The organism is Hymenobacter gummosus, from assembly GCF_003970915.1.
Taxonomy (GTDB): Bacteria; Bacteroidota; Bacteroidia; order Cytophagales; family Hymenobacteraceae; genus Solirubrum; species Solirubrum gummosum.
The window spans coordinates 263,714-286,444 of record NZ_RXOF01000004.1; the positions used below are offsets into that span (position 1 = coordinate 263,714).

Sequence of the window (22,731 nt, forward strand, 5' to 3'; positions counted from 1 at the left end):
ACCGTGCCGGCTCAGGTGGACTGCCAGGAAAAGCTTAGCTGGTCAGCGTGATGAGAACAATACAACAGATACGCAGTTCCCACGTCGCAGAACATAAAATCCAGGCCTTGTTCCGACGCAATTTGAAATAGCAGCCGCTGTGGCCGCCCACACACCGGGCAGGGCGGGTACTCGGCGTACTGCACCCAGCTGGGCCAGCCGCCGAGCTGGTCGTGCCCGAAGCCGTGCTGGTCTATCCAGGGCTGCGGCTGCTCTTCTTCCTCATCCGGCAGTTCATCACCCTCCCATTCATCTGCCGTGGGCAGCTGCTCGTGGCGCTGCCACCCCACAATGCTCTGCGGCGGCAGCATCTTGGTCTGGTGGCTCATCAAAGCCGTTTGCCGGGCCGCCGCCGGCAGCAGGCGCGCCACGGCCGAGCCGTCCTCAGACAGCGGCGCCCCGCAGTCGGCACACCCAAACAGCTGCACCAGCCCCTGCCCCACCTCCGTCCGCACGGGCGCTTTGGCCGGCAGGGTAGCCACGTCGAGCTGCAGAAACAGGGGCATGGTCACGCCGCAGTGGCGGCAGCGGGGCCAGGTTTCGTCCGGAGCCAGATCAGGGGCGCCGCCGAAGCGGTTGGGCTGGTTCGCAAACTGTCCTTCCTGCGTCTGCGGCAGCCAGAGCGGCCGCCGGTTGGCTTCGCGCCATTGGTCGTAGACCACCGCAGCCACAAAAGTTACTGGCGGCGCCGTACTCGGCCGCGGCGCGGCCGGCCGTCTGCCCGCAAACAGCTCCGTTAGCCAGGCCCACAGTCCCACGGTATCAGCCGTTTTCGGCCGCGCGCAGCCCGTCGACCAGGATGGACGAGACGCGCTCCAGCACGAAATCCACCTGCTCGTCGATGGTGATGTGCGAGGTATCGAGCAGCACCGCGTCGGGGGCGCGGCGCAGCGGGCTTTCCGAGCGGGTGGAGTCGAGGTAGTCGCGCTTCTGCAGGTTCTGCACGATGTCGTCCAGCGGCACCTGCTCGCCCTTGTCGGCCAGCTCTACCTGCCGGCGCATGGCGCGGGTGTGCACGTCGGCGGTCATGAAAATCTTCACCTCCGCGTCCGGAAACACGGTGGTGCCGATGTCGCGGCCGTCCATTACCACGCCGCGCTTGCGGCCCATGCGCTGCTGCTGCCGCACCATGGCGTGGCGCACGGCCACGATGCCCGACACCTCGCTTACGGCGTTGGAAATGCGCATCTGCCGGATTTCATCCTCGCGGATGGCCCCGTTGAGGCACAGCTCGTTGCGGCCGGTGCGGCGGTTGCGCTTAAACGTAATCTGCAGCTGGTGCAGGGCTTCCTCCACCCGTCCAAGGTCATCGAAGGGGATGTTGTGCTCGAGCAGGTACAGGGTGACGCCGCGGTACATGGCCCCGGTGTCGATGTAAGCATAGCCAAGTTCGGCGGCAACGGCCTTCGCCGTGGTGCTTTTGCCGCAGGAAGAGTAGCCGTCGATGGCTATGACGATATTTTTCATCTAGAGCGGAGGTCGGCGGGCCGTCGACGCGGGAAGCGGCAGCGGAATCCACGTCAACCGGCGGGCGGGCTTCGCCGAAGCCAGGCGCTCGGGTACCGACTGGTAAAACCCGACCACCGATTCGGTGAGTCCGTGCGTCAATTGGCGGTCCACATGCTCGAACGGCCGCACAAAGGTATGGCCTCCGAGCTGGATACCCATCACCCCGGCCGCATTGGCCTCCCACGAGCCGCCGAAGGAGCGGATGATGCACTCCCCCAGAAAGCAGCCTAACGCATTGACTACGTTGGGCCTATCCACCGCGCCGAGGGCTTCGCGCTGGGTTTCAATAAAATCCATCAATACCCGCACGGCGGCTTCGTCGAAGGCGGGTACATTGAGTTGTTGCCGAACGGCTTCAGCGGCGGCGCGCAGCTCTTCCATGGCAGTAGGCGGTAAGAAATTGAAGGAACGAAAGAAGCAGTAACCAGCGAGTGGTTGACTACGTAGTTACAAAATTTCGGCCACAACGCGCCATTTGGGGCAAAAAAAATAGCTCCTCGCGGAGCTTTTATGAGAAACCAATAAGATTATTTACAGAAAGTCCAATTTAAAACTTGCGCCATTCCTTTAGATCCAGCTGCGCTTGGGCAGGGGCTCGGCCAGCCGCTGGGGGATGGAGGCGTAGAAATCAGCCACTGACTCCTTGAGCCCGTTGTCGAACTGCAGCATCACGCGGTAGAAGGGGTTGTAGAAGCGGGTGCCCTGGAAGCCCACGCCGGTGGTGCCGTCGGGGCCGGTGGCCCACTCGCCCTGGTAGCCCTGCACCAGGCACTGGCCCAGGAAGGCGCCCAGGGCCATGACCACGCCCTGAATATTGTCGCGGGAAAGCAGGGGGCGCTGCTCCTCGATAAACGCGGCCAGGCGCTGCACGCCGGCTTCGTCGAAGGCGTTGACCTGCAGCTGCTGACGCACGGCGTCGGCGGCCTGATGCAGCTGGAGAAGGGGATTTTCGTCGGACATGGCAAAGCGCGGCCATTGGAGCCGCTGACTCCCAAGGTAGCACACGCGCCGCAAACGGAGCCCGGCCGGGGTGGCCGCTGCCGGCCGCTCGGGCTCAGCCTGACTGTGCTTAGCCACCCAAAAAAACGCCGCCCGCTGGGAGGCAGCGGGCGGCGCGGGTACTGAAAACGGCCAACTGACTACTGCGCGGCCGGCGCGGCGGCCAGCAGGGCCGTCGGGTCGAAGCCAGCGGGCTTCCAGCGCAGGTACACGTCCAGAATCTGCCGGGCGTGGGTGGCTTCCAGCTCGTTGCCGCGCAGCTGCTCGGCCAGCTTGGGCTGGTCGCCGACGAGCAGCAGCATGGCGGCGCGGAAGTCCTTGGGCTTTTTGGGCAGGGCCACGGCCCGGCCGTCGGGAAAGCGCAGCACCGGCACGGCCCCGGTAACGGTGGCGTACTCCAGCAACTCCACCTGCGGGCGGTGCAGCACGCGCCGGCCCAGCAGGGTCACGGGCCGCACGGGCTGCGCGTCCTTGTCGACGGGCATGAAGCGCACGTCCGTTACCACGGCGAAAGTGTCGAGGTTGACCACGGCCTGCCGGAACTCGTTGAACTCCATCGGAATGGCCTGCTTGCCCTTGCCGGCTTCCAGGCCCTTGTTGGTCACCGTCACGTAGCTGGTCTGCCAGCTGGCGTCGGGGAGCTGGTAGCTGCCTTTGCCCTTGCTCACAAACTGCATATCAGGCCCCATGGAACCGCCGTTGGCGGACATAAGTATTGCCAGGCCGACCAACTGGGCCACCTGGGCGTAGCAGACTTGAGCACCGAGCAGCAGCGCGGCTATCAGACCGAGGCGCTTGGCTGCGGCGGCCGGGCGACGCCGGGCGCCGGGAGTAGAAAGGAGCATATAGATAGGGGTAATTGGTGGGGGAGCGGGGCAGGGGGCCGTTAGTGACTGTCGCAGGGACAGGGCGTGTGGCCGCCGCGGGCCTTGCGCTTGTAGGAGGCGGTTTTCTTTTGCTGGGGCGTGCGGCGGGCGCAGCTGCTGAGGCTGGGCACGGAGGCAGCCAGCGTGAAGGCAGCGAGCAGCAGGGTCAGCGTCTTTTTCACCGGTCAATGGATTTTCAGACAAAGATACCCTTCTTTGCCCGGCTGCTGTAACGCGCCCCTCCCCTGTTTTAGCTCCCTCCTTCCCGCTTATGTCCGCTGATTTTTCCCTGCGCGCCAACGTCGTTGATATTCCCGCCCGCACGGTGCGCCCGGCTACCATCCGCGTGGCCGCCGGCCGCATCACGGCCCTTGATTACGAAGCTGCTACCGAAGCCGACCCCGCCCTGCCTTACGCCCTGCCGGGCTTCGTCGATGCCCACGTACACGTGGAAAGCTCCCTGCTGGTGCCGGCCGAGTTTGCCCGCCTGGCGGTGGTGCACGGCACGGTGGCTACCGTGTCGGACCCGCACGAAATCGGCAACGTGCTGGGCGTGGCCGGCGTGGAGTTCATGCTCGACAACGCCCGCCAGTCGCCCTTCCACTTCTGCTTCGGGGCGCCCTCGTGCGTGCCGGCCACCATCTTCGAAACGGCCGGGGCCACCATCACCGCCGACGACATCGAAAAGCTGTTTCAGCGGCCCGAAATCGGCTACCTGGCCGAAATGATGAACTGGCCCGGCGTGCTGCACGGCGACGCGGACGTGCTGCGCAAGATTGCGCTGGCTCGGCAGTACAACCGCCCCGCCGATGGCCACGCCCCCGGCCTGCGCGGCGAGGATGCCCGCCGCTACGCCGCCGCCGGCCTGAGCACCGACCACGAATGCTTTACCGCCGACGAGGCCCTCGACAAGCTCGCCGCCGGCATGCACATCCTGATCCGGGAAGGCTCGGCGGCGCGCAACTTCGAGGCGCTGGTGGACCTGCTGCCCGAGCATTCGGCCCAGATCATGTTCTGCTCCGACGACAAGCACCCCGATTCCCTGCTGCTGGGCCACATCGACGCGCTGGTGCGCCGGGCCGTGCAGCGCGGCATCGACGTGTGGCAGGTCTTGCAGGCCGCCTGCCTGAACCCGGTGCAGCACTACCGCCTCGACGTGGGCCAGCTGCGCCCGGGCGACGCGGCCGACTTTATCGTGGTCGACAACCTGCAGGACTTCCGGGTGCGGCAGACTTACCTGCGCGGGCAGCTGGTGGCCGAAAACGGCCGGACACTGCTGCCGACGGCCCGGCACGCAGCGCCCAACAACTTCCACGCCCGCCCAGTGCAGGCTGCCGACTTTGCCCTGCCCGCCGCCGATGCTACCGCCACGGCCGCCCAGGTACGCGCCATCCGCTGCTACGACGGTCAGCTCATCACCTCCGCCGACCCGGCCAGCCTGCCCGTGCAGCAGGGCCAGGTGCAGCCCGACGTGGCCCACGACGTGCTCAAGCTTACGGTGGTAAACCGCTACGAAGCTGGCGCGGCCCCGGCCGCGGGCTTCATCCGCGGCTTCGGGCTGCAGCGCGGCGCCCTGGCCAGCAGCGTGGGCCACGACTCGCACAACATCACCGCCGTGGGCTGCTCCGACGAGGCACTAGCCCGCGCCGTGAACCTGGTTATCGAGGCCAAGGGTGGGCTAGCGGCCGTGGGAGACGACGGCGAGGAGCTGCTATTGCCGCTGCCGGTGGCCGGCCTGATGTCGGATGGGGAAGGCTATGCCGTGGCCGAGGCCTACACCGCCGTAGACCAGCTGGCCAAGCAGCTCGGCAGCCCGCTCGGCGCCCCGTTTATGACCCTGTCGTTCATGGCCCTGCTGGTTATTCCCGCCCTCAAGCTCAGCGACAAAGGCTTGTTCGACGGGGAGAAATTCGAGTTTGTGCCGGTGCTGGTGTAGCTTCGTAGCTGGCCCGTGGCTGGCGCCGGTTTAGCCGTCGAAGACGGCGTAACCGGTGCCCACCATAAGGCAGGCTTTCAGCCTGCGTCCGGCGCTTGGAAGAGCGGCACCGCCCAACCTTAGTAACGTTCCACGCAGGTTGAAAACCTGCTTTATGCTAGGCACCGGTTACGCCGTCTTCGACGGCTAAACCGGCGCCAGCCACGAAAAAGGGCCGCCCGGCGTACCGGGCGCCCCTTTTCAGGTTAGTAGTCGTGCGCTTAGTTGGCCTGCGAGAAACGCTTGTCCAGCAGCTTCTGCATCTTTTCCTCCGTCAGCGGCTTGGCCAGGTACTCCACGCCCTCGTACTGGGCCACGCGGGAGGTATCGGCCGAGTGCATGGAGGTAGTCAGCACAGCCATGACGGTCTTTTCGCGCACTTCGGGGGCCAGGCGGCTATACTGGTTCAGGAATTCGAAGCCATCCATGCCGGGCATCTTCAAGTCCACGAATACCAGGGCCGGGGCGGCGTCGGTGGCGGGGGCGGCGGGACCCCAGATCTGGTGGAAAGCCTGCTCCGCGTTGGTAAACGAGAGGATATTTTCGGCCAGATCCAGGCGCTGCAGCAAGCGGTTGTTCAGAAAGCTCGTGGTTTCGTTGTCGTCAATCAGGACGACCTGGTTTAGCTTGGGCGACATGACGTTAACCAGTTAGCGTGAGTGAATCTGCCGGCCACTCCTTGCAGTCGGGACTACTAAGATACTCAAATTAGTCGAGCCAGCCCTGCGCTTGCATCCACTCGTCGTTGTAGATTTTGCCGAGGTAGCGCGTGCCGTGGTCGGGCAGCAGAACGACCATCGTATCCTCTTCCTTGAGGTTTTCCTTGGCGTATTCGAGGGCGCCGTGCACGGCCGAGCCGCAGGACCAGCCCACGAACAGGCCCTCTTCCTTGGCCAGACGGCGCGTCATCAGGGCCGCTTCCTTGTCGCCGACTTTGAGGAACAGGTCAATCATATCGAAGTCCACGTTCTTGGGCAGAATGTCTTCGCCGATGCCTTCCGTCTTGTAAGGATAGATTTCGTTTTTGTCGAAGATGCCCGTTTCCTTGTACTTCTTGAACACCGAGCCGTAGGTGTCGAGGCCCAGGGCAAACACCTCGGGGTTTTGCTCCTTCAGGTATTTCGAGATGCCGCAGATGGTGCCGCCCGTGCCCACACCGGCCGCGAAGTGGGTAATCTTGCCTTCCGTCTGCCGCCACAGCTCGGGGCCGGTAGTTTCGTAGTGCGCGGCGGTGTTGGAGAGGTTGTCGTACTGATTGGGGTAGAAGGAGTTGGGCGTCTCCTGGTTGAGGCGGCGCGCCACCGAGTAGTACGAGCGAGGGTCTTCGGGCTCCACGTCGACGGGGCACACCACCACCTCGGCGCCCACGGCCCGCAGGATGTCCTGCTTTTCCTTGCTCTGCTTGTCCGACATTACGAAGATGCACTTGTAGCCCTTGGTAATGGCGGCCAGGGCCAGGCCCATGCCGGTGTTACCGCTGGTGCCTTCGATAATGGTGCCGCCGGGCTTGAGGATGCCGGCCTTTTCGGCGTCTTCGATCATGCGCAGGGCCATGCGGTCCTTCACCGAGTTGCCGGGGTTGAAGTACTCGACCTTGGCCAGGATGGTGCCGGGAATGCCTTTGGCGACGCTGTTGAGCCGGACCAGCGGCGTGTTGCCGATGGCTTCAACGATGTTGTTGAGGTACATGGGAGGGAGATTGGGAAAGCGCAAAGGTACGGATAAGGAGAGATGGTGAGGTGGTGAAATGGTGAGTTTGACCACCTGGCGCCAAGAAGCCCAGCCGCTAGCCTACAAGCCCGTCGCAATGGCATACCCGCCTGACAGAGCTACACTTACCTCCCTGCCGACACTCACCATTTCACAATTTCACCACCTCACCATTTCCCCGCCCGCCGAAAAGCCTACCTTTGCCGCCGGCTCGCCGTAGGCGGCCATTTCCTCTGAATTACTTCACTCACCTTCCCACATGAGCGTACTGGTCAATAAGGACTCGAAAGTGATTGTGCAGGGCTTCACGGGCTCCGAAGGCTCGTTCCACGCCCAGCAGATGATTGACTACGGCACCAACGTCGTAGGCGGCGTGACGCCGGGCAAAGGCGGCCAGCAGCACCTGGGCCGGCCCGTGTTCAACACCGTGGCCGACGCCGTGAACGAAACCGGCGCCGACACCAGCATCATCTTCGTGCCCCCGGCTTTTGCCGCCGACGCCATCATGGAGGCCGCCGACGCCGGCATCAAGGTTATCGTGACCATCACCGAAGGCATTCCGACCAAGGACATGATTGCGGTGAAGGAGTACCTGAAAGGCCGCCAGGGCCTGCGCATGATCGGCCCGAACTGCCCGGGCGTGATGACGGCCGGGGAGTGCAAAGTGGGCATCATGCCCGGCTTTATCTTCTCCAAGGGCAAAATCGGCATCGTGTCGAAATCGGGCACGCTGACCTACGAGGCCGTAGACCAGCTGACCAAGGCCGGCCTGGGCCAGACCACGGCCATCGGCATCGGCGGTGACCCCATCATCGGCACCACCACCAAGGAAGCCGTGGAGCTGCTCATGAACGACCCCGAAACCGAGGGCATCGTGATGATCGGCGAAATCGGCGGGGGCATGGAAGCCGAAGCCGCCCGCTGGATCAAGGAAACCGGCAACAAGAAACCCGTAGTGGGCTTCATCGCCGGCCAGACGGCGCCTCCCGGCCGCCGCATGGGCCACGCCGGGGCCATCGTCGGCGGGGCCGACGACACGGCCGCCGCTAAAATGGCCATCATGCGCGAGTGCGGCATCCACGTGGTGGATTCGCCGGCCGAAATCGGCGACACCATGCTGCGCGTGCTCAACGGCGAGAAAGTAGAAGCGTAATATATTGCGCCTTTTATTGCGAAAGCAGCGACGGAGTAACTCCGTCGCTGCTTTTTTTATTTGCAAACGCTCGTTGTTTTAAAATATAGATATATACATTTACTCCGCTAGCCTGCAGATGCCGAAAAGCGGTAAGAGCGTAGGCAATTGTTTTTCAACTATTCAACTGACGTGAAAAAGAAGCTTCGGGCTTTTCTCATAGCAACTGGCTTGGTAGCAACTGCACTGACGGTCAATGCACAAACGGAAACGGGTGAGGACGGCGTAATCTACGTTGCTGGGCGGCCTTTCTGGGGCGACCAGCGCATTTGCGCACCTGATGGCACGACGTGCTGCTGGCAGAGCTATGCGTTGTTTCTGCCTGTGGGAAAATGCATACCGGTCGGATCCAATCCTTGATTAGATTTTGCTTTGGTGCGGGTGGCATGGCTTGCCGCCCGCCTTTTCACACTTCTTACTGCCGTTTTTAACTACATGATTGTGAGATGCGTCTCCATTTTATTTCACAACATGAACACAATTTTAGCAACCATAACGACACTATCGGCATTCTCGTTGGCCGCCCCCACTTTTGCACAAATTCGGTCCGATTCCGCCCGCGTTATTGTGCTACCCGACGTAGCCATTCAGGATCGTATCGAACGGCTTTCTGTCTCTTCTGGTACGGAAGACCGCCGCACCTGGCACGTAGTCGCGCCGGGCAGCGGCTGCGCGGTACGGTTCCAGCACCCGCGTGCGGGCTACCACGAACTGCGTCAGTTGCGTCTGTACCTTGATGCACCAGGGTTTATCAAGGACGGTGGCCTGCGGGTGCGGGTGGCGTCGGTAACGGCTAGCGGACAGCCTGCCGCCGACAATCTGCTACCCCAGCCCGTGGTGCTGGACACGCGGGCGTTGCGCCGCTCCCGCCGCGTACTCACCCTGCACTGGCCCGATTACCACCTGACGGTGCCATCCGAAGGTTTTTTTCTCATCATAGAGGGCGTCGGGCAACAGCCCGATGAGGTGATTGGGGGAAAATTGCCACCCACCCGCCATCATCGGCTGGGATTTTATGAAATCAAGCGCGTGGGTAATTCCGCGGAAACGTTGCGGGTGGTAGATGTAGATTGGTTTCCGAAGCTGCGGGGTGCGGACTACACCGGCGACGGCGCGGACGTATGGTGGCGTAATACCAAAACTGGTGAGTGGGGTGCGGCCAAAATCGGTAACCCGATACCAATGCTGGAAGCGGTATTTGAATAACCCGCCGGCCCTGTGCGTCCTAGCCGTAGCCTAAGCTAACAAGCAGCCAACGCCCCGGCCCCAATGGCCATCATGCGCGAGTGCGGCGTCCACGTGGTGGATACGCCGGCCGAAATCGGCGATACCATGCTGCGCGTGCTGCAAGACGAGAAAGTAGAGGCGTAATCTATTGCGCCTTTTATTGAAAAAGCAGCGGCGGGGTAGTCCCGCCGCTGCTTTTTTTATAGATAATAGCTTGTTTTTTTAAAACATAGCCATATATATTTACGCCGCTAGCCCGCGGATGCCGAAAAGCGGTAAGAGAGTAGGCAATTGTATTTCAACTATTGAACTGACGTAAAAAGAAATTTCGGGCTTCTCTGCTGGCCGCTGGCTTAGTGGCAACTGCGTTGACCGTTAATGCCCAGACAGAGAAGGGTGATGATGGAGTAATTTACGTTGCCGGACGTTCTTTCTGGGGCGACCAGCAGAAATGCGAAGGCGAAGGAGCGTCACGCACATGTTGCTGGCAAAGCTATGCGATGTTCATCCCAGTTGGCAAGTGCATAGAAGTGACGCCTTGATTCGTTGAGATGGGCGGCAGTTTGTCTTGATAAACTGCCGCCCATCTCAATTCGTTTATCTTTTAACTAATGCTAATTAAACCCTATCATATTCGTTGTTTTTTATTCAACAAAAATTTGTTAAAAAGCCTGTTTGACGACCACATGAGTGTATTCTACATGAGATTAATGGCGGCTTTCACCGCAATTTGCCTTTCGGATTTTTCAGCAGGCGCGCAGCAGCGCCCCGATTCTGCCCGGGTTATAGTGCTGCCAGATGTCAGCATTCAGGACCGCATTGACCGCCTGACCCTGGCTTCGGGTCCCGAAGACCGCCGCACTTGGCACGTGATTGCCCCGGGCAACGGCAGCGCCGTGCGCTTCCGCCACCCCCGGGCCGGCTACCATGAGTTGCGGCAGTTGCGCGTGCACCTAGAGCATCCCGGCGGCATCCAGGATGGCGGGCTGCGGGTGCGCGTGGCCTCGGTGCTCGCCGACGGGCAGCCCGCCACTGACAACCTGCTTCCGGAGCAGGTTGTGCTGGACACCCGCACGTTGCGTCGTTCTCGGCGCACCCTCACGCTGCAATGGACGAACCACCATTTGATTGTCCCACCCGAAGGCTTTTTTCTGGTGGTGGAAGGCGTGGGCCAGCAACCGGACGAGGTAAAGGGAAACCGGCTGCCGCCCGACCGCCACAGTAAGATGGGCTATTATGAAATCATGCGGCGCGGGCAACCTCAAGAAGTAGTGCGCACCGTTGACATAGATTCGTTTCCGCAGTTGCGGGGCGCCAACTACACAGGGGAAGCTGCCGAGGTGTGGTACCGCATTCCCAAGACGGGCGAGTGGCTGCCAGAAAAAGTCGGCTCTCCCATTCCCATGCTGGAAGTCGTATTTGACTAACGCGAAGACATCGTTGGCACCACCAACCGGGCAGGTGACGGCTCAGCGGGCCGCTTTCCGCCAGGCAGAAGCTCCGGCATAGCGCCGGAGCTTTTTATATAGATTTGCCACTATTCAATATTTTGTCAGGCTCTGCTGTCTATTGTGCTGCCAGGCAACACTCCGCTTATTTTCTGAGATGATACGGCCGTCATTGCTCATCATTCTCTCCGTTGGCATGGCTTGGCCGCAGATGGCCAGCAGCGCCCAACAGGCCCCCTACCGCGTAGTAGTGGCCGATGCCCGCACCCGCGCCGCCCTGCCCGCCGCCACCGTGCAGGCCGATGGCCGCACCCTGCGCCCCGACGCCGCCGGCCGCCTGAGCCTGCCCGCGCGCCCACAGCGCCTGCAGCTCAGCCACGTGGGCTACCAGTCGCGGCTCTGGCAGCCCGCCCCCGCCGCCGACACGCTCTGGCTCACGCCGCAGGCCACGGCCCTGCCCGGCGTGCAGGTGCGCGCCCAGCCCAGGGCAGTTCTGTGGCGCTACGCCGGCAAGTCGCGCTGGCCCCAGGACGCTTTTGTCCAGGGTCTGATTCCGGGCCAGCAGGTAGCCGTGCACTACCGCCCCGCCGACAGCACCCGCCAGTACCGCATCCGGGCCGTGCGCGTGCGGCTGGGCCAGCGCTTTCCGGAAGGTCCGGCGGGCATGTTCACCGACCGCCGGCAGTTTCCCAAGGGTCAGTTGCGCGTGCACCTAGCCCTGCCAGGCCCCGATGGCGCCCCTACCGCCGACTTCGCCGCCCAATCCTGGCTTATCACGCCCGCGCAGTCGGAGGGGCACGACAACGGGTGGCTGCGGCTACCCTGCGACGCGGAGCTGCTGGTGCCCGCCGGGGGACTGTTCGTAGTGGCAACTTCCCTCAGCAGCCCCGACGAAACGGCCCTGCGCGCCCGGATGTTGGAGTACCGCAAGGGCCACCCGGAAACCGGCACCGACTTCAACTCCAAGGAGCCCAAGCGCAAGGGCACGACGCTTAATCAGTTCGTGGAAGTGCAGCCGGCCGGCGGCCCCACCCGCCTGGTACCGGCCGAGGACTACCCCGCCGTGGCCCAGCGCACCGCCCCCAACGAAGCCGGCGGCCACAGCTGGCAGTACCGCAGCCGGCGGTGGCAGAGCCAGCAGGCCTACTATGCGGAGATGCGCCAACGCTTCCCCCACTCCGATTATTCGCCGGCCAACTACGAGCTGGTGCTGGAAGTGGAGGAACTGTAAGGAAACCCGCATTCAGAGCCGACTCCTCAGTTCTATGCGGGGCAGAGCATTATTCCCCCCGCCCGTCGCCGCCGACGTTGATGATCAGGCCCATGCTGAACACGGAGTTGCCGGCGGTGAGGTACTTGCGGTTCTTGAGGCCGAAGTTCCAGCCGCTCATGGCCTGAAACTTCAGCGGGCCGATCAGGCCGATGCGGGTGTAGCTCACGGGCTCGAAGAAGATGTTGTCCTCGCCCGGAATGCGCTGCCCGTTCAGGATCAGCTCGGGGGTGTTGAGGTAGCTCAGGCGCAGGGCGGCCCCGTAGCGGAACTGCCAGGTGCGGCCCAGAAAGTCGAATTGCTCCCGCTTTTTCTTGGTGTAGTTTACCTGGGCGAAGTACTTCTCCATGCGCGCCTCCACCGACTTGGTGATTTCGCCGCTGCTCAGGCGCTCCACCCGCTTGCCGTGCCCAAAGCCGGCGCCGGCGTACACCTCCAGAATGCGGCTTTTTTCGGCCCCGAAGCGCGTGTGGTAGCCCACGCCCAGCTCGCCGAAGTCCTGGTCGTAGATTTTGCGCTTGCCGTTGGTGTGCAGAAACGAGGCCGTGCCAATCAGCCCGATATGCTCGCCCACGGCGTAGGCGCCCTGGGCCGAGACGTTGGCCTTCCAGTTGGTGTGCAGGCCGCCGCTGAACTCACCCTTCTGGGTGAGCATGGGCGCGGCGGCGGGCGGCGGAAAGTAAATGGAGGCGCAGCCGCTTAGCAGGGGCAGCGCGGTGAGGCAGGCAAAGGAAGCAACGGGGCGAAGGGCCATGCAAGCAGCGGTTGGGGTGAGTAAGCAACGCCCGCGGCGGCGTTTCGTTGTATGCAGGGCCGGGCACCGAGGCTACCTGTTACTCGCCGCTCCGGCCCAACCACACCGCTAATATGATTGAATCGGAGCGTTTCGACGCCATTATCATCGGCTCGGGGCAGGCCGGCAACCCGCTGGCCTACGCCCTGGCCGACGCCGGCCGGCGCGTGGCCCTCATCGAAAGCCGGCACCTGGGCGGCTCCTGCATCAACTACGGCTGCTCGCCCACCAAGGCCCTACTGGCCGCCGCCCACCGCGCCCACGCCCTGCGCACGGCCGATAAGCTGGGCCTGCCGGCCACCGAGCCGGTCATCGACATGGCCGCCATCATAGCCCGCAAGGACCGTCTGGTGCAGCTGCACCGCGAAGGAATCCGCAAGAACCTGACCCAGGAGCACGAGGGCATTACGGTGCTGCACGGGCATGCGGCCTTCGTGGGCCCGCGCACCCTTATGGTCACGCCCAGTCAGCAAATCGAGGCCCGGCGGCTGACGGCCCCGCTCATTTTCATCAACACCGGCACCACGGCGGCCTGGCCCGACATCGAGGGCCTGCCCGAGGTGGGGGCGCTGACCAACGAGACGCTGCTGGATTTGCCCGAGCTGCCCGAGCACCTGCTCATCCTCGGGGCCAGCTACATCGGGCTGGAGTTCGGGCAGATGTACCGCCGCTTTGGCGCCCGCGTGACCATCGTCGATACCAAGCCGCGGGTGATGAGCCGCGAAGACGAGGACGTGCAGCAGGAGCTGCAGAAGCTGCTCGAAGACGAGGGCATCGAGTTTGTGCTCGGCGCCCAGGTGCGGCGCGTCTCGCGCGGGGCCGACGGGCACGTGACCCTCACGGCCGATACCCGCACCGGGGAGCGGCGCCTGCGCGGCACGCACCTGCTGGTGGCCACCGGCCGCCGCCCCACTACCGAGACGCTCAGCCTGAACCTGGCCGGCATCGAAACCGACGCGAAGGGCTACATCCGGGTCGACGAGCGGCTGCGCACCGGCGTGCGCGGCGTGTACGCCCTGGGCGACGTGAAGGGCGGTCCGCAGTTCACCCACATCAGCTACGACGACTACCGCATCGTGCGCGACGCGGTGCTGCACGGCAAGACGCGCACGACCAAGGAGCGGCCCCTGCCCTACGTGGTATTCACGGAGCCGCAGCTCGGGCGCGTGGGCCTCTCGGAGCGCGAGGCCCGGCAGCAGGGCGTGGCCTACCGCGTGGGCACGCTGCCGGTGTACCACATCGGGCGGGCGCGCGAAACGGAGGCCCCGGCCGGCTTCATCAAGGTGCTGGTGGGCCCCGACGACCGGCTGCTGGGCGCGGCCGTGCTCAGCGAGCAGGGCGGCGAGATAATGAGTATGCTGCAGCTGGCCATGGCCGGGCGGCTGAAGTACCCGCAGTTGCAGAACATGGTGCTGGCCCACCCCACCTGGGCCGAGGCGCTAAACAACCTGTTCAGCCGCCTGGAACCGGGAAAGTAAAGCGCGTCTTCCGCACGTGGGGCGCACCTGGCGCACTCGCTCGGCTATTGCCGAGTGAGGCCTACGTGGCTCGGCTGTGCCGAGCGCGGCCCCGCGCCGCCTGAACGGCAATGACCACGCGGCGCGGACGACTGCTCGGCATAGCCGAGCTACGGGTGGCTCACTCGGCAATAGCCGAGCGAGTGCGCGAAAGATGCCGTTACAAAGCTTTACGAGACCATCTTTCAAGCGTAAGATGCCGTTACCGCAAGATGTAATGGCATCTTACACTTGAAAGATGGTCTTCCATCTCGCGGGGCGAAGGGTTTCAGGTGAAAGATGCCGTTCCATCTTGCGGGACGGAGGATTGCGGGTGAAAGATGGCCTTCCCGCCCGCGGGCAGCAGGATTCGGCAATTATTTTCGGCCCGCAACCAACCTTTGCGCCGGGGGGCAGCACATTCAGCCAAAGCCCCTTCCCCGTGAACCTGCTGTCCGTGTCCGAAGAACTTTCCGAAGAGCAACTGCTGCTGGCCGGCTGCCGGGCGCAGGAGCGCGCCGCGCAGTACAAGCTGTACCAACGCTACAAATCGGCCATGTTTTCCTCGGCGCTGCGCATCCTCGGCAGCCGGGATTTGGCCCAGGACGCGCTGCAGGAGTCGTTCGTCGACGTGTTTCGGCAGATCGACAACTTCCGGGGCGAGGCCACGCTGGGCTCCTGGATCAAGACCATCGTGGTGCGGGCCTCCCTGCGCATCCTCAAGCGCGAGCAGCGCATGGAAGTGTACGACGCGGACCGCCACGCCGAGCCCCTGGTAGCCTGGCACGACAACCTCACCGGCGAAGCCCTCGAAAAAGCCATCAACGAACTGCCGGCGGGCTACCGCGCCGTCTTCTGCCTCATCGAAGTAGAAGGCTACATGCACCGCGAAGTGGCCGAGATGCTCGGCATTTCGGAGGGCACCAGCAAGTCGCAGCTGTTTCACGCCAAGAAGCTGCTGCAAGTAAAACTCCACCACCTGTACGCATGAGCCACCTTCCCGACCTGCCCGAACCCGGGCAGCACAACCTGCGGCGGGCTCTGCTGAACCTTCCCCGCCACCACCCCGACGAGGCCCTCTGGGCCCGCATCGAGTACTACCTGGCCGGCGAGTATAACCTGCGCCGCGCCATCCTCAGCCTGCCCCGGCACGACGCCGATGCCGCGCTGTGGCTGCGCATCGAAAGCTGGCTGCAGAGCGAGCAGAACCTGCGCCGCGCCATTCTGGGCCTGCCCCTGCACCAGCCCGCCGAGGAGCTGTGGCTGCGCATTCAGGCCCACCTGGCCGGCGACGAGCCCCTGCGCCGGGCCCTGCTGGCGCTGCCCGTGCACACGCCGCCCGAGCAGCTGTGGGCCCTCATCGAGGACCACCTGAGCGGGCAGCAGCACCTGCAGCGCGCCCTGCACGAGCTGCCCCGGCACGAGCCCGACGAGGCCCTGTGGCACGGCATTCAGGGCCAGTTGGGCGGCGAACGGGCCCTCGACCGGGCCGCCACCTTCCTGCCCGCCCACGAGCCCGACGACGACCTGTGGGGCGCCATTGCGGCCCGCCTCGACGAAGCCGCGCCCGCCGCCGCCCCGCTGACGGTGGCCGCCGATACGGATACCGTAGCTGCTCCGGCGGCTACGCACGCTGCCCCCGCGCCCGCGCTGCGCCGCCTCTGGACCAGCCACATGTGGCAGGTGGCGGCCAGCGCGGCCGCGGCCGTGGTGCTGGTGGCCCTGGTGTGGTGGCAGCGCGGGGCCGCGCCCGCCCAGCCTTCCGTAGCCCAGGTGGAGGTGGCCGCGCCCGGCGGCGCCCGCGAAACCATTAGCTACAGCGAGGAAGTGGTAACCATGCCCGCCGAGCCCCAGCCAAGCTACGCCAGCTTCGACGCGCTGGAAACCCAGGGTGTCTCGTTTATCGACGCGCACTGCACCTCCCTGCCCACGGTGTGCCGCAGCACCGAGTTTCGGGACCTGCGCAACCAGCTCACCGAGCTGGAGGCTGAGGAAAAGCGCCTGCAGCAGGATGCCCGCCGCTTCGGCAATACCCCGGAGCTGGTGCAGGACCAGGTGCGCGTGACGACGCTCAAGGCCACCGTCACCCGCGAGCTTATTCAGATGCTGATTTCATGAGGACGGCCCTGCTGACATGGAAAGCGCCGGGCCGCGTACTGCTGCTCTTGCTGCTGGGCCTGCTGATTGCCGTACCGGCGGTGCGGGCGCAGGTGAAGGTGCAGGTGGTCACGCGCACGGTGGAGCAGGCGCTGCCCTGCCCGCCCAACACCGTGGTGCGCATCCGGGCCGAAAAAGCCACGCTGCGCGTGCAGGGCTGGGACAAGCCCACCGTGCGGGTGGTGCTACGGCTGATTGCGCGCCACCCCGAGCGCGAAGTGGCCGAGAAAGAGCTGCCCGCCGCCCGCTACCAGATTGCCCGCGAAGGCCCCGTCATCGACCTGGTGAACTACTTCGCCGTGGCCGCCGGCGCCCCGGCCATCCGCAGCGACCTGCGCGCCGAGTACACCGTGCAGATGCCCGCCGATAACAACCTGGATGTGGTCAACGCCTACGGGCAGACCACGCTGACGGAGCTGACCGGCCGGCAGAAGCTGCAGCAGGATTTCGGCCAGATTACCCTGCACGACTTGCGCGGCAGCCTGCTCATCGTCAGCCGCTTCGCCGACGTGACGGGCACCAACCTGAACATGGGCCTGAGCTGCGAGGCGGATAAGTCGGCCGTGCAGCTGACCGGCATAGCCGGCAACTACGCCATTCGCAACCGCTACGGCAGCGTGCTGCTGGAGCCCACCGCCGAGCTGAAAAGCGCCACCGTGGACGCCGAGCGGACCGAGGTGAAGGTGGTGGTGCCGCAGCTGGGCTTGTTCAACTACACGCTCAGCAGCAGCCACAGCACCCTCAGCGTGCCCGCCACCCTCACGGGTGCGGTGCGCAAGCTGGGCGGCACCCAGACGCTGCGCACCAACGCGGCCCGCCTGCCGCTGATTCGCGTCATCACCTCCTACGCCCCCTTGACGCTGGAAACGTCGCCGCTGCTGATAAAGCGGTAATTTCCTCCTTGCTCCGCCCCTGCCTCTCTGCGCTATGAATCCCCGCTCCTTATTCCCGCGGCTTCTCCCCTCTTCCTGGTTTTCACCCCGCCGCCTGAGCTGGCTGCTGCTGCTCTTGGCCCTGCTGCGGGCCGGCGCGGCCGCCGCCCAGCAGCCCACCACCGCCCCGCCCGATACCTCGCGCATCAGCTACGGCGAAGAAACCATGCCCGAGCCCCTGGGGCCGCCCATCAAGCCCGAAGCTAACGGCTACACCCGGCTCACGCGCCTGCAGGTGGAGGAGCGGGAGCTGTTTAAAATCGGGCTGAACAACTTCGGCTTTCCCGACCGCGCCACCCGCTACGGCCTGCACCTGGCCTACGAGCGGAAGCTGGGCACGGCCTGGTCGGTGATGGGCGAGGTAAGCCCCGACATCTTCAACTACTACCGCCGCGACACCGTGGACGGGCGCGCCCACACCGTGCTGACGGGCCGCGTGCAGGTGGCGGGCCGTTACTACTACAACCTCAACCGGCGCATCCGCCGGGGCCGCAGCGCCAGCAACTTCTCCGCCAACTACGTGGGCCTGGGCCTGGGCGCCGGGCTGGGCAAACACTCCCACCTCTCCCCGTTCTACAACTACGTGAACCTGGGCAAGCCGGTACGCGTGACGGGCATGCTGCAGTACGGGCTGCAGCGCCGCCTGGGCCAGTACGGCTTCGTCGATTTCAACTGCGGCCTGCCCATCCTGCTCACCCCCGACGAGGACGCACTGCAGCTAGGATTCCGCCTGCGCTTCAACCTGCGCATCGGCCTGGCGCTGGGGCGCTAAGACGGCCGGCTCAACCCTCTGCTACTCGCGGCGTGGCCGCTGCCAGAGCAGGTGGGGCTGAAACACCAGGCTCAGGGTAATCGACAGCCGGCTCTTGCGCGCCTCGGTAGCGGCGCGGTTGCCGGCGCGCTCCTCGGGCAGCCGGAACCCCGGCGAAAAGCCGTACCCGAAACCTAACTGGGCGTTGACCCAGTCGTCGGCGGGCTGGCGGGAGCCGCTGAAGCGAAAAAACAGCGTCGGCTCGTGGTACCACATCTGCCGAAAGTCGGTGGGCACCTCGGCATTGACGTAGCGGCGGAAGCGCACGTGGTCGATGCGGTACGCCACTCCGACCGACATCAGATCCTCGGCAAACCAGTGCAGGTAAGCTTCCGCAAACAGCCGCCGGTAACGAGCCTGGTATTGGTAGGTCCAGATGGAATCTTGGCTACGGTCCCGAAAAAGCGCCCCGCGCAGCCCGCTGAGCTTTAAATACGAGTGTGCGCCCCGGCCCAGGCCGTAGCCGGCAAAGCCCCCGAGCAGCACTGCCGGGCTGGGGCGCCAGTAAGTGCCCAGCGCCGCTTCCAGCTGCCGCGTCCGCAACTCAGTATTCAGCGTCACGGAGTCGCGGGTGTCGCTGCCAGTGAGGTTGCCGAAGGCCCCGGCGCCGCGCAGCAGCACGTGGGCGCAGGGCGAATAAACTGCTGCTCCCTGCAGGCTGCCGAGGGTATTGAGCCCGCCGCTGACTTCGACCTGCCGCGGCCCGTCGATCAGGGGAGCGGGCACCTGCAGCGGGGTGTAGACGGAGCAGGCCGTCAGCCCGAGCAGGGCGGGAAAGCGGAGTAAACGTAGCAGCATAGGCAGCGGGCGTAACTTAAAAACACGGGTACTGGATACTGAGCAGAGCCGGCTGGTGGCCGGAAGGTTGTCAGCGCCGAGCCCAGTTGGGCAGGTTTTCAGCCGCGGGGCGGGCTCTTCCGTTGTAGCCCTGGCGGCGCGCCCGCCTTCCACCTTCGCCTTATGCCCCTTTTGCCTTCGTCGTCCGCCCCCAAGAATCCGTTCAGCCGCATTGCTCAGCTGCAGCAGCTCGGCACCCAGCCCGAGTGGGACCTGATAGTCATTGGCGGCGGGGCCACGGGGCTGGGCGTGGCCCTCGACGCGCTCAGCCGCGGCTACCGCACCCTGCTGCTGGAGCGCGACGACGTGGCTAAGGGCACCAGCAGCCGCAGTACCAAGCTGGTGCACGGCGGGGTGCGCTACCTGGCCCAGGGCGACGTGGGGCTGGTGCGCGAGGCCCTGTACGAGCGCGGCCTGCTGCTCCAAAACGCCCCGCACTTGGTCAGCAACCAGGCCTTCATTATCCCGAATTACCAGTGGTGGGGCGGCGCCTTCTACACCATCGGCCTGAAGCTATACGATTTGCTGGCCGGCCGGCTGAGCTTGGGCGCGTCGGTGCACATCAACCGGGCCGACACGCTGCGCCGCCTGGGCAACCTGCGCCCCCAGGGCCTGCGCGGCGGCGTGCTCTACCACGACGGGCAGTTCGACGACGCGCGCCTGGCCGTGAACCTGGCCCAGACCGTCATCGAGCAGGGCGGCACGGTGCTCACCCATTTCCCGGTGACGGGCCTGCTCAAGGACGCGCAGGGCCGCATCGGCGGGGTGCGGGCCGAGGACGCCGAAACCGGCCGCCCGTACGAGCTGCGCGGCCGGGTGGTGGTCAACGCCACCGGCATCTTCGTCGACGACATTCGCCGGCTCGACCAGCCCGAGGTGCCGCCGCTGGTGCGCCCCAGCCAGGGCGTGCATTTGGTGGTCGACAAGTCCTTCCTGCCCGGCGACGATGCGCTGATGATTCCCAAGACCGAGGACGGGCGGGTGCTGTTTGCCGTGCCCTGGCACGGGCGCGTGGTGCTGGGCACCACCGATACGCCCCTGGACGCCATCAGCGCGGAGCCGCGGGCGTTGGCGGAGGAAATCGAGTTTATTCTGCGCACCGCCGGGCGTTACCTGGCCCGGCCACCGCAGCGGGCCGACGTGCGCAGCGTCTTCGCCGGGCTGCGCCCCCTGGCGGCGCCCACCAAGGGCTCGGCCCAGACCAAGGAAATTTCGCGCAGCCACAAGCTGCTGGTGTCCGCGGCGGGCCTGCTCACCATCACCGGCGGCAAGTGGACCACCTACCGCCGCATGGGCCAGGACGTGGTCGACCGCGCCATCGAAGTGGGCGGGCTGCCCCCGCGGCCCAGCCAGACGGCTGGCCTGCGCATCCACGGTGCCCAGGCCCCGACGGACCGCCGCAGCCACCTCTACGTGTACGGCAGCGACTTGCCGGCCCTGCAGCAGCTCATGCAGCAGCGCCCTGAGCTGGCCGAGCCACTGGTGCCGGAAGCGGAGTTCAGCCGGGCCGAAGTGGTGTGGGCCGCCCGCTACGAGCTGGCCCGTACGGTGGAAGATGTGCTGGCCCGCCGCGTGCGCCTGCTCTTTCTCGACGCGGCCGCAGCCGAACGCGCCGCCCAGGTGGTAGCCGAGCTGCTGGCCACCGAGCTGGGCCACGACGCGGCCTGGCAGCAGGCGCAGGTGGCCGCCTTTACGGCGCTGGCGCGGCAGTATCAGCTGGAAAAAATAGAACGTCATCCTGAGGCGTAGCCGAAGGACCTTCCTCGCACCCTGCACCAACTGGAAAGCGCAGCCACCAACGCCCCATCGTCCGGGCATAGTGGCTGCGCTTTACCGTTTCAGCCGATTAATGTCTGCTCGTTGGTATCAGCGCTGGTGCGGGGTAAGAGGAAGGTCCTTCGCTGCGCTCAGGATGACGTTCTATCTTGCTCGTCGTTGCTTCTCTTCCGCTTCTCCTTCCGCCATGCCGCAGTACATCCTCGCTCTCGACCAGGGCACTACCAGCTCCCGGGCCATTCTCTTCGACCAGCAGGGGCGCATCGTGGCGCAGGCGCAAAAGGAGTTTACCCAGCTGTTTCCGCGGCCGGGCTGGGTGGAGCACGACCCGCTGGAAATCTGGGCCACGCAGGCGGGCGTGGCGGCCGAGGCGACGGTAAAGGCCGGGCAGAACGGCCGCAGCATCGCCGCCATCGGCATCACCAACCAGCGCGAAACGACCATCGTGTGGGAACGGCGCACCGGGCGGCCCGTCTACAACGCCATCGTGTGGCAGGACCGGCGTACGGCCGCCTACTGCGACGAGCTGCGCGCCGCCGGCCACGAGGCGCTGATTCGGCGCAAAACCGGGCTGCTGCTCGACGCCTACTTCTCGGCCACCAAGCTGCGCTGGATTCTGGATAACGTGCCGGGTGCCCGGCGGCAGGCCGAGGCCGGGGAGCTGGCCTTCGGCACCGTCGACAGCTGGCTGGTGTGGAATTTCACCCAGGGCGAGCGGCACATCACCGACGTGAGCAACGCCGCCCGCACCCTGCTCTTCGACATTCACCGCCGGCAGTGGGACGAGGAGCTGCTGGCCCTGTTCGACATTCCCGCCAGCGTGCTGCCCGAGGTGCGTGCCTCCAGCGAGGTGTACGGCGCCACCAAAACCACCGTGTTTGCCTCCAAAATTCCGCTGGCGGGCATGGCCGGCGACCAGCAGGCGGCCTTGTTCGGGCAGCAGTGCACCACGCCGGGCCTGGTGAAAAACACCTACGGTACGGGCTGCTTTATGCTGATGAACACCGGCCCGGAGGCCCGCCCCTCGCAGCACCAGCTGCTGACCACGGTGGCCTGGCAGCTGGGCAATCAGCCGGTGCAGTACGCGCTGGAAGGCAGCATTTTCATGGCCGGGGCGGTGGTGCAATGGCTGCGCGACCAGCTGGGCATCATCCGCTCGGCGGCCGAGGTGGAGCAGCTGGCCCGGCAGGTGCCCGACAGCGGCGGGGTGTGCTTCGTGCCGGCGTTTGCGGGCCTCGGGGCGCCGCACTGGGACCAGCACGCCCGCGGCACCGTACTGGGCCTGACGCGGGCTTCCACGGCGGCGCACCTGGCGCGGGCGGCCGTGGAGGCCATTGCCTACCAGACGCTGGACGTGCTGCGGGCCATGGAGGCCGACGCGGGCCTGCCCATCCGGGAGCTGCGCGTCGACGGCGGAGCGGCGGCCAACGACTTGCTCATGCAGCTGCAGGCCGACGTGCTCGGGGCCCGGGTGGTGCGCCCGCGCCTGCTCGAAACCACCGCCCTGGGCGCCGCCTACCTGGCCGGCCTGGCCGTGGGCTACTGGGGCGGGCTCGACGAGCTACAGCAGCTGAACGCCGCCGATACAACCTTCGAGCCGCAGGCCGAGCGGGCAGGCATAGCGGCGGGCATTGCCGAGTGGCAGCGGGCGGTGCGGGCCGTGCGCGCCTGGGCCGCCGATAAGGTGGAATAGG

Annotated in this window: 21 protein-coding genes and 2 pseudogenes; 13 read left to right on the forward strand and 10 right to left on the reverse strand. The window is 65.3% G+C overall.

Annotated features, from left to right (window positions below):
* Positions 1-11: 11 nt before the first annotated feature.
* The 6 genes from EJV47_RS09190 to EJV47_RS27975 form a co-directional block, all read right to left on the reverse strand.
* Complete coding sequence (locus EJV47_RS09190) at positions 12-701, reverse strand: DUF1963 domain-containing protein (RefSeq protein WP_165903676.1); 690 nt, start codon at positions 699-701, stop codon at positions 12-14.
* Positions 702-801: 100 nt separating this feature from the next.
* Entirely contained in the window at positions 802-1,506 is a 705-nt protein-coding gene (gene cmk, locus EJV47_RS09195) for a (d)CMP kinase (RefSeq protein ID WP_126692852.1), read from the reverse strand.
* Positions 1,507-1,929 carry a hypothetical protein gene (locus EJV47_RS09200; RefSeq protein WP_126692853.1) on the reverse strand — a complete coding sequence of 141 codons (423 nt, stop codon included), beginning with the start codon at positions 1,927-1,929 and terminating at the stop codon, positions 1,507-1,509.
* A 186-nt stretch (positions 1,930-2,115) separates the two neighbouring features.
* The gene (locus EJV47_RS09205; RefSeq protein ID WP_126692854.1) at positions 2,116-2,508 is read right to left on the reverse strand and encodes a hypothetical protein; all 393 of its coding nucleotides are present in this window, start codon (positions 2,506-2,508) and stop codon (positions 2,116-2,118) included.
* A gap of 179 nt (positions 2,509-2,687) precedes the next feature.
* Positions 2,688-3,392, reverse strand: coding sequence for a hypothetical protein (locus EJV47_RS09210; protein WP_126692855.1), 705 nt, complete (start codon positions 3,390-3,392; stop codon positions 2,688-2,690).
* 41 nt (positions 3,393-3,433) lie between these two features.
* Positions 3,434-3,595, reverse strand: a complete 162-nt coding sequence (locus EJV47_RS27975) for a hypothetical protein (protein ID WP_165903677.1) — start codon at positions 3,593-3,595, stop codon at positions 3,434-3,436.
* An 89-nt stretch (positions 3,596-3,684) separates the two neighbouring features.
* Between EJV47_RS27975 and ade the strand changes: the two genes are divergently transcribed.
* Positions 3,685-5,349 (forward strand): adenine deaminase, encoded by a 1,665-nt coding sequence (gene ade, locus EJV47_RS09215; RefSeq protein WP_126692856.1) that lies wholly within the window; start codon positions 3,685-3,687, stop codon positions 5,347-5,349.
* A 260-nt stretch (positions 5,350-5,609) separates the two neighbouring features.
* On the opposite strand, the gene EJV47_RS09220 is transcribed toward ade, so the two are convergent.
* Together EJV47_RS09220 and EJV47_RS09225 are read right to left on the reverse strand one after the other, a co-directional pair.
* Positions 5,610-6,026, reverse strand: coding sequence for a response regulator (locus EJV47_RS09220; RefSeq protein ID WP_126692857.1), 417 nt, complete (start codon positions 6,024-6,026; stop codon positions 5,610-5,612).
* Between the two features lie 73 nt (positions 6,027-6,099).
* Positions 6,100-7,077: pseudogene (locus EJV47_RS09225) on the reverse strand (PLP-dependent cysteine synthase family protein); the annotation flags it as partial.
* Positions 7,078-7,357: 280 nt separating this feature from the next.
* On the opposite strand from EJV47_RS09225, the gene sucD reads away from it, so the two are divergent.
* The 5 genes and pseudogenes from sucD (at position 7,358) to EJV47_RS09250 (ending at position 12,196) form a co-directional block, all read left to right on the forward strand.
* Positions 7,358-8,251, forward strand: coding sequence for a succinate--CoA ligase subunit alpha (gene sucD, locus EJV47_RS09230; protein ID WP_126692859.1), 894 nt, complete (start codon positions 7,358-7,360; stop codon positions 8,249-8,251).
* Positions 8,252-8,761: 510 nt separating this feature from the next.
* Positions 8,762-9,496 (forward strand): hypothetical protein, encoded by a 735-nt coding sequence (locus EJV47_RS09235; RefSeq protein ID WP_126692860.1) that lies wholly within the window; start codon positions 8,762-8,764, stop codon positions 9,494-9,496.
* Between the two features lie 51 nt (positions 9,497-9,547).
* Positions 9,548-9,661, forward strand: a pseudogene (locus tag EJV47_RS09240) (succinate--CoA ligase subunit alpha); the annotation flags it as partial.
* A 467-nt stretch (positions 9,662-10,128) separates the two neighbouring features.
* Positions 10,129-10,944, forward strand: coding sequence for a hypothetical protein (locus EJV47_RS09245; protein WP_126692861.1), 816 nt, complete (start codon positions 10,129-10,131; stop codon positions 10,942-10,944).
* Between the two features lie 217 nt (positions 10,945-11,161).
* Positions 11,162-12,196, forward strand: a complete 1,035-nt coding sequence (locus tag EJV47_RS09250) for a hypothetical protein (RefSeq protein ID WP_126692862.1) — start codon at positions 11,162-11,164, stop codon at positions 12,194-12,196.
* Positions 12,197-12,245: 49 nt separating this feature from the next.
* Here EJV47_RS09250 and EJV47_RS09255 read toward each other — a convergent pair whose 3' ends face one another.
* On the reverse strand, positions 12,246-12,989 hold the full coding sequence (locus EJV47_RS09255; RefSeq protein ID WP_126692863.1) for a hypothetical protein: 744 nt from the start codon (positions 12,987-12,989) through the stop codon (positions 12,246-12,248).
* A 113-nt stretch (positions 12,990-13,102) separates the two neighbouring features.
* Here EJV47_RS09255 and EJV47_RS09260 point away from each other — a divergent pair, with 113 nt between their 5' ends.
* The 5 genes from EJV47_RS09260 to EJV47_RS09280 all read left to right on the forward strand — a co-directional run bounded on the left by EJV47_RS09260 (position 13,103) and on the right by EJV47_RS09280 (position 18,385).
* Complete coding sequence (locus tag EJV47_RS09260; protein WP_126692864.1) at positions 13,103-14,506, forward strand: mercuric reductase; 1,404 nt, start codon at positions 13,103-13,105, stop codon at positions 14,504-14,506.
* 460 nt (positions 14,507-14,966) lie between these two features.
* Positions 14,967-15,515, forward strand: coding sequence for an RNA polymerase sigma factor (locus EJV47_RS09265; protein WP_243651085.1), 549 nt, complete (start codon positions 14,967-14,969; stop codon positions 15,513-15,515).
* Positions 15,512-16,642 (forward strand): hypothetical protein, encoded by a 1,131-nt coding sequence (locus EJV47_RS09270; protein WP_126692866.1) that lies wholly within the window; start codon positions 15,512-15,514, stop codon positions 16,640-16,642. The genes EJV47_RS09265 and EJV47_RS09270 overlap by 4 nt, the downstream gene beginning before the upstream one ends.
* The gene (locus EJV47_RS09275) at positions 16,639-17,574 is read left to right on the forward strand and encodes a hypothetical protein (protein WP_126692867.1); all 936 of its coding nucleotides are present in this window, start codon (positions 16,639-16,641) and stop codon (positions 17,572-17,574) included. The genes EJV47_RS09270 and EJV47_RS09275 overlap by 4 nt, the downstream gene beginning before the upstream one ends.
* Before the next feature lie 34 nt (positions 17,575-17,608).
* Complete coding sequence (locus EJV47_RS09280) at positions 17,609-18,385, forward strand: hypothetical protein (protein ID WP_126692868.1); 777 nt, start codon at positions 17,609-17,611, stop codon at positions 18,383-18,385.
* 21 nt (positions 18,386-18,406) lie between these two features.
* Here EJV47_RS09280 and EJV47_RS09285 read toward each other — a convergent pair whose 3' ends face one another.
* Positions 18,407-19,222 carry a hypothetical protein gene (locus EJV47_RS09285; protein ID WP_126692869.1) on the reverse strand — a complete coding sequence of 272 codons (816 nt, stop codon included), beginning with the start codon at positions 19,220-19,222 and terminating at the stop codon, positions 18,407-18,409.
* 162 nt (positions 19,223-19,384) lie between these two features.
* Between EJV47_RS09285 and EJV47_RS09290 the strand changes: the two genes are divergently transcribed.
* Positions 19,385-21,010: a glycerol-3-phosphate dehydrogenase/oxidase gene (locus EJV47_RS09290; RefSeq protein WP_126692870.1), complete on the forward strand. Its 1,626-nt coding sequence runs from the start codon at positions 19,385-19,387 to the stop codon at positions 21,008-21,010.
* Positions 21,011-21,224: 214 nt separating this feature from the next.
* Positions 21,225-22,730: a glycerol kinase GlpK gene (glpK, locus tag EJV47_RS09295; RefSeq protein ID WP_126692871.1), complete on the forward strand. Its 1,506-nt coding sequence runs from the start codon at positions 21,225-21,227 to the stop codon at positions 22,728-22,730.
* The last annotated feature ends 1 nt before the right edge of the window (position 22,731 follow it).

Coding starts and splice junctions, on each gene's coding strand:
- EJV47_RS09285 (WP_126692869.1), bottom strand. CDS start 19,222: ATGCTGCTACGTTTACTCCGCTTTCCCGCCCTGCTCGGGCTGACGGCC.
- EJV47_RS09245 (WP_126692861.1), top strand. CDS start 10,129: ATGCTAATTAAACCCTATCATATTCGTTGTTTTTTATTCAACAAAAAT.
- EJV47_RS09280 (WP_126692868.1), top strand. CDS start 17,609: ATGAATCCCCGCTCCTTATTCCCGCGGCTTCTCCCCTCTTCCTGGTTT.
- sucD (WP_126692859.1), top strand. CDS start 7,358: ATGAGCGTACTGGTCAATAAGGACTCGAAAGTGATTGTGCAGGGCTTC.
- EJV47_RS09270 (WP_126692866.1), top strand. CDS start 15,512: ATGAGCCACCTTCCCGACCTGCCCGAACCCGGGCAGCACAACCTGCGG.
- EJV47_RS09235 (WP_126692860.1), top strand. CDS start 8,762: ATGAACACAATTTTAGCAACCATAACGACACTATCGGCATTCTCGTTG.
- EJV47_RS09275 (WP_126692867.1), top strand. CDS start 16,639: ATGAGGACGGCCCTGCTGACATGGAAAGCGCCGGGCCGCGTACTGCTG.
- EJV47_RS09255 (WP_126692863.1), bottom strand. CDS start 12,989: ATGGCCCTTCGCCCCGTTGCTTCCTTTGCCTGCCTCACCGCGCTGCCC.
- EJV47_RS09260 (WP_126692864.1), top strand. CDS start 13,103: ATGATTGAATCGGAGCGTTTCGACGCCATTATCATCGGCTCGGGGCAG.
- EJV47_RS09210 (WP_126692855.1), bottom strand. CDS start 3,392: ATGCTCCTTTCTACTCCCGGCGCCCGGCGTCGCCCGGCCGCCGCAGCC.
- EJV47_RS09250 (WP_126692862.1), top strand. CDS start 11,162: ATGGCTTGGCCGCAGATGGCCAGCAGCGCCCAACAGGCCCCCTACCGC.
- EJV47_RS09220 (WP_126692857.1), bottom strand. CDS start 6,026: ATGTCGCCCAAGCTAAACCAGGTCGTCCTGATTGACGACAACGAAACC.
- ade (WP_126692856.1), top strand. CDS start 3,685: ATGTCCGCTGATTTTTCCCTGCGCGCCAACGTCGTTGATATTCCCGCC.
- glpK (WP_126692871.1), top strand. CDS start 21,225: ATGCCGCAGTACATCCTCGCTCTCGACCAGGGCACTACCAGCTCCCGG.
- cmk (WP_126692852.1), bottom strand. CDS start 1,506: ATGAAAAATATCGTCATAGCCATCGACGGCTACTCTTCCTGCGGCAAA.
- EJV47_RS09200 (WP_126692853.1), bottom strand. CDS start 1,929: ATGGAAGAGCTGCGCGCCGCCGCTGAAGCCGTTCGGCAACAACTCAAT.
- EJV47_RS09290 (WP_126692870.1), top strand. CDS start 19,385: ATGCCCCTTTTGCCTTCGTCGTCCGCCCCCAAGAATCCGTTCAGCCGC.
- EJV47_RS09205 (WP_126692854.1), bottom strand. CDS start 2,508: ATGTCCGACGAAAATCCCCTTCTCCAGCTGCATCAGGCCGCCGACGCC.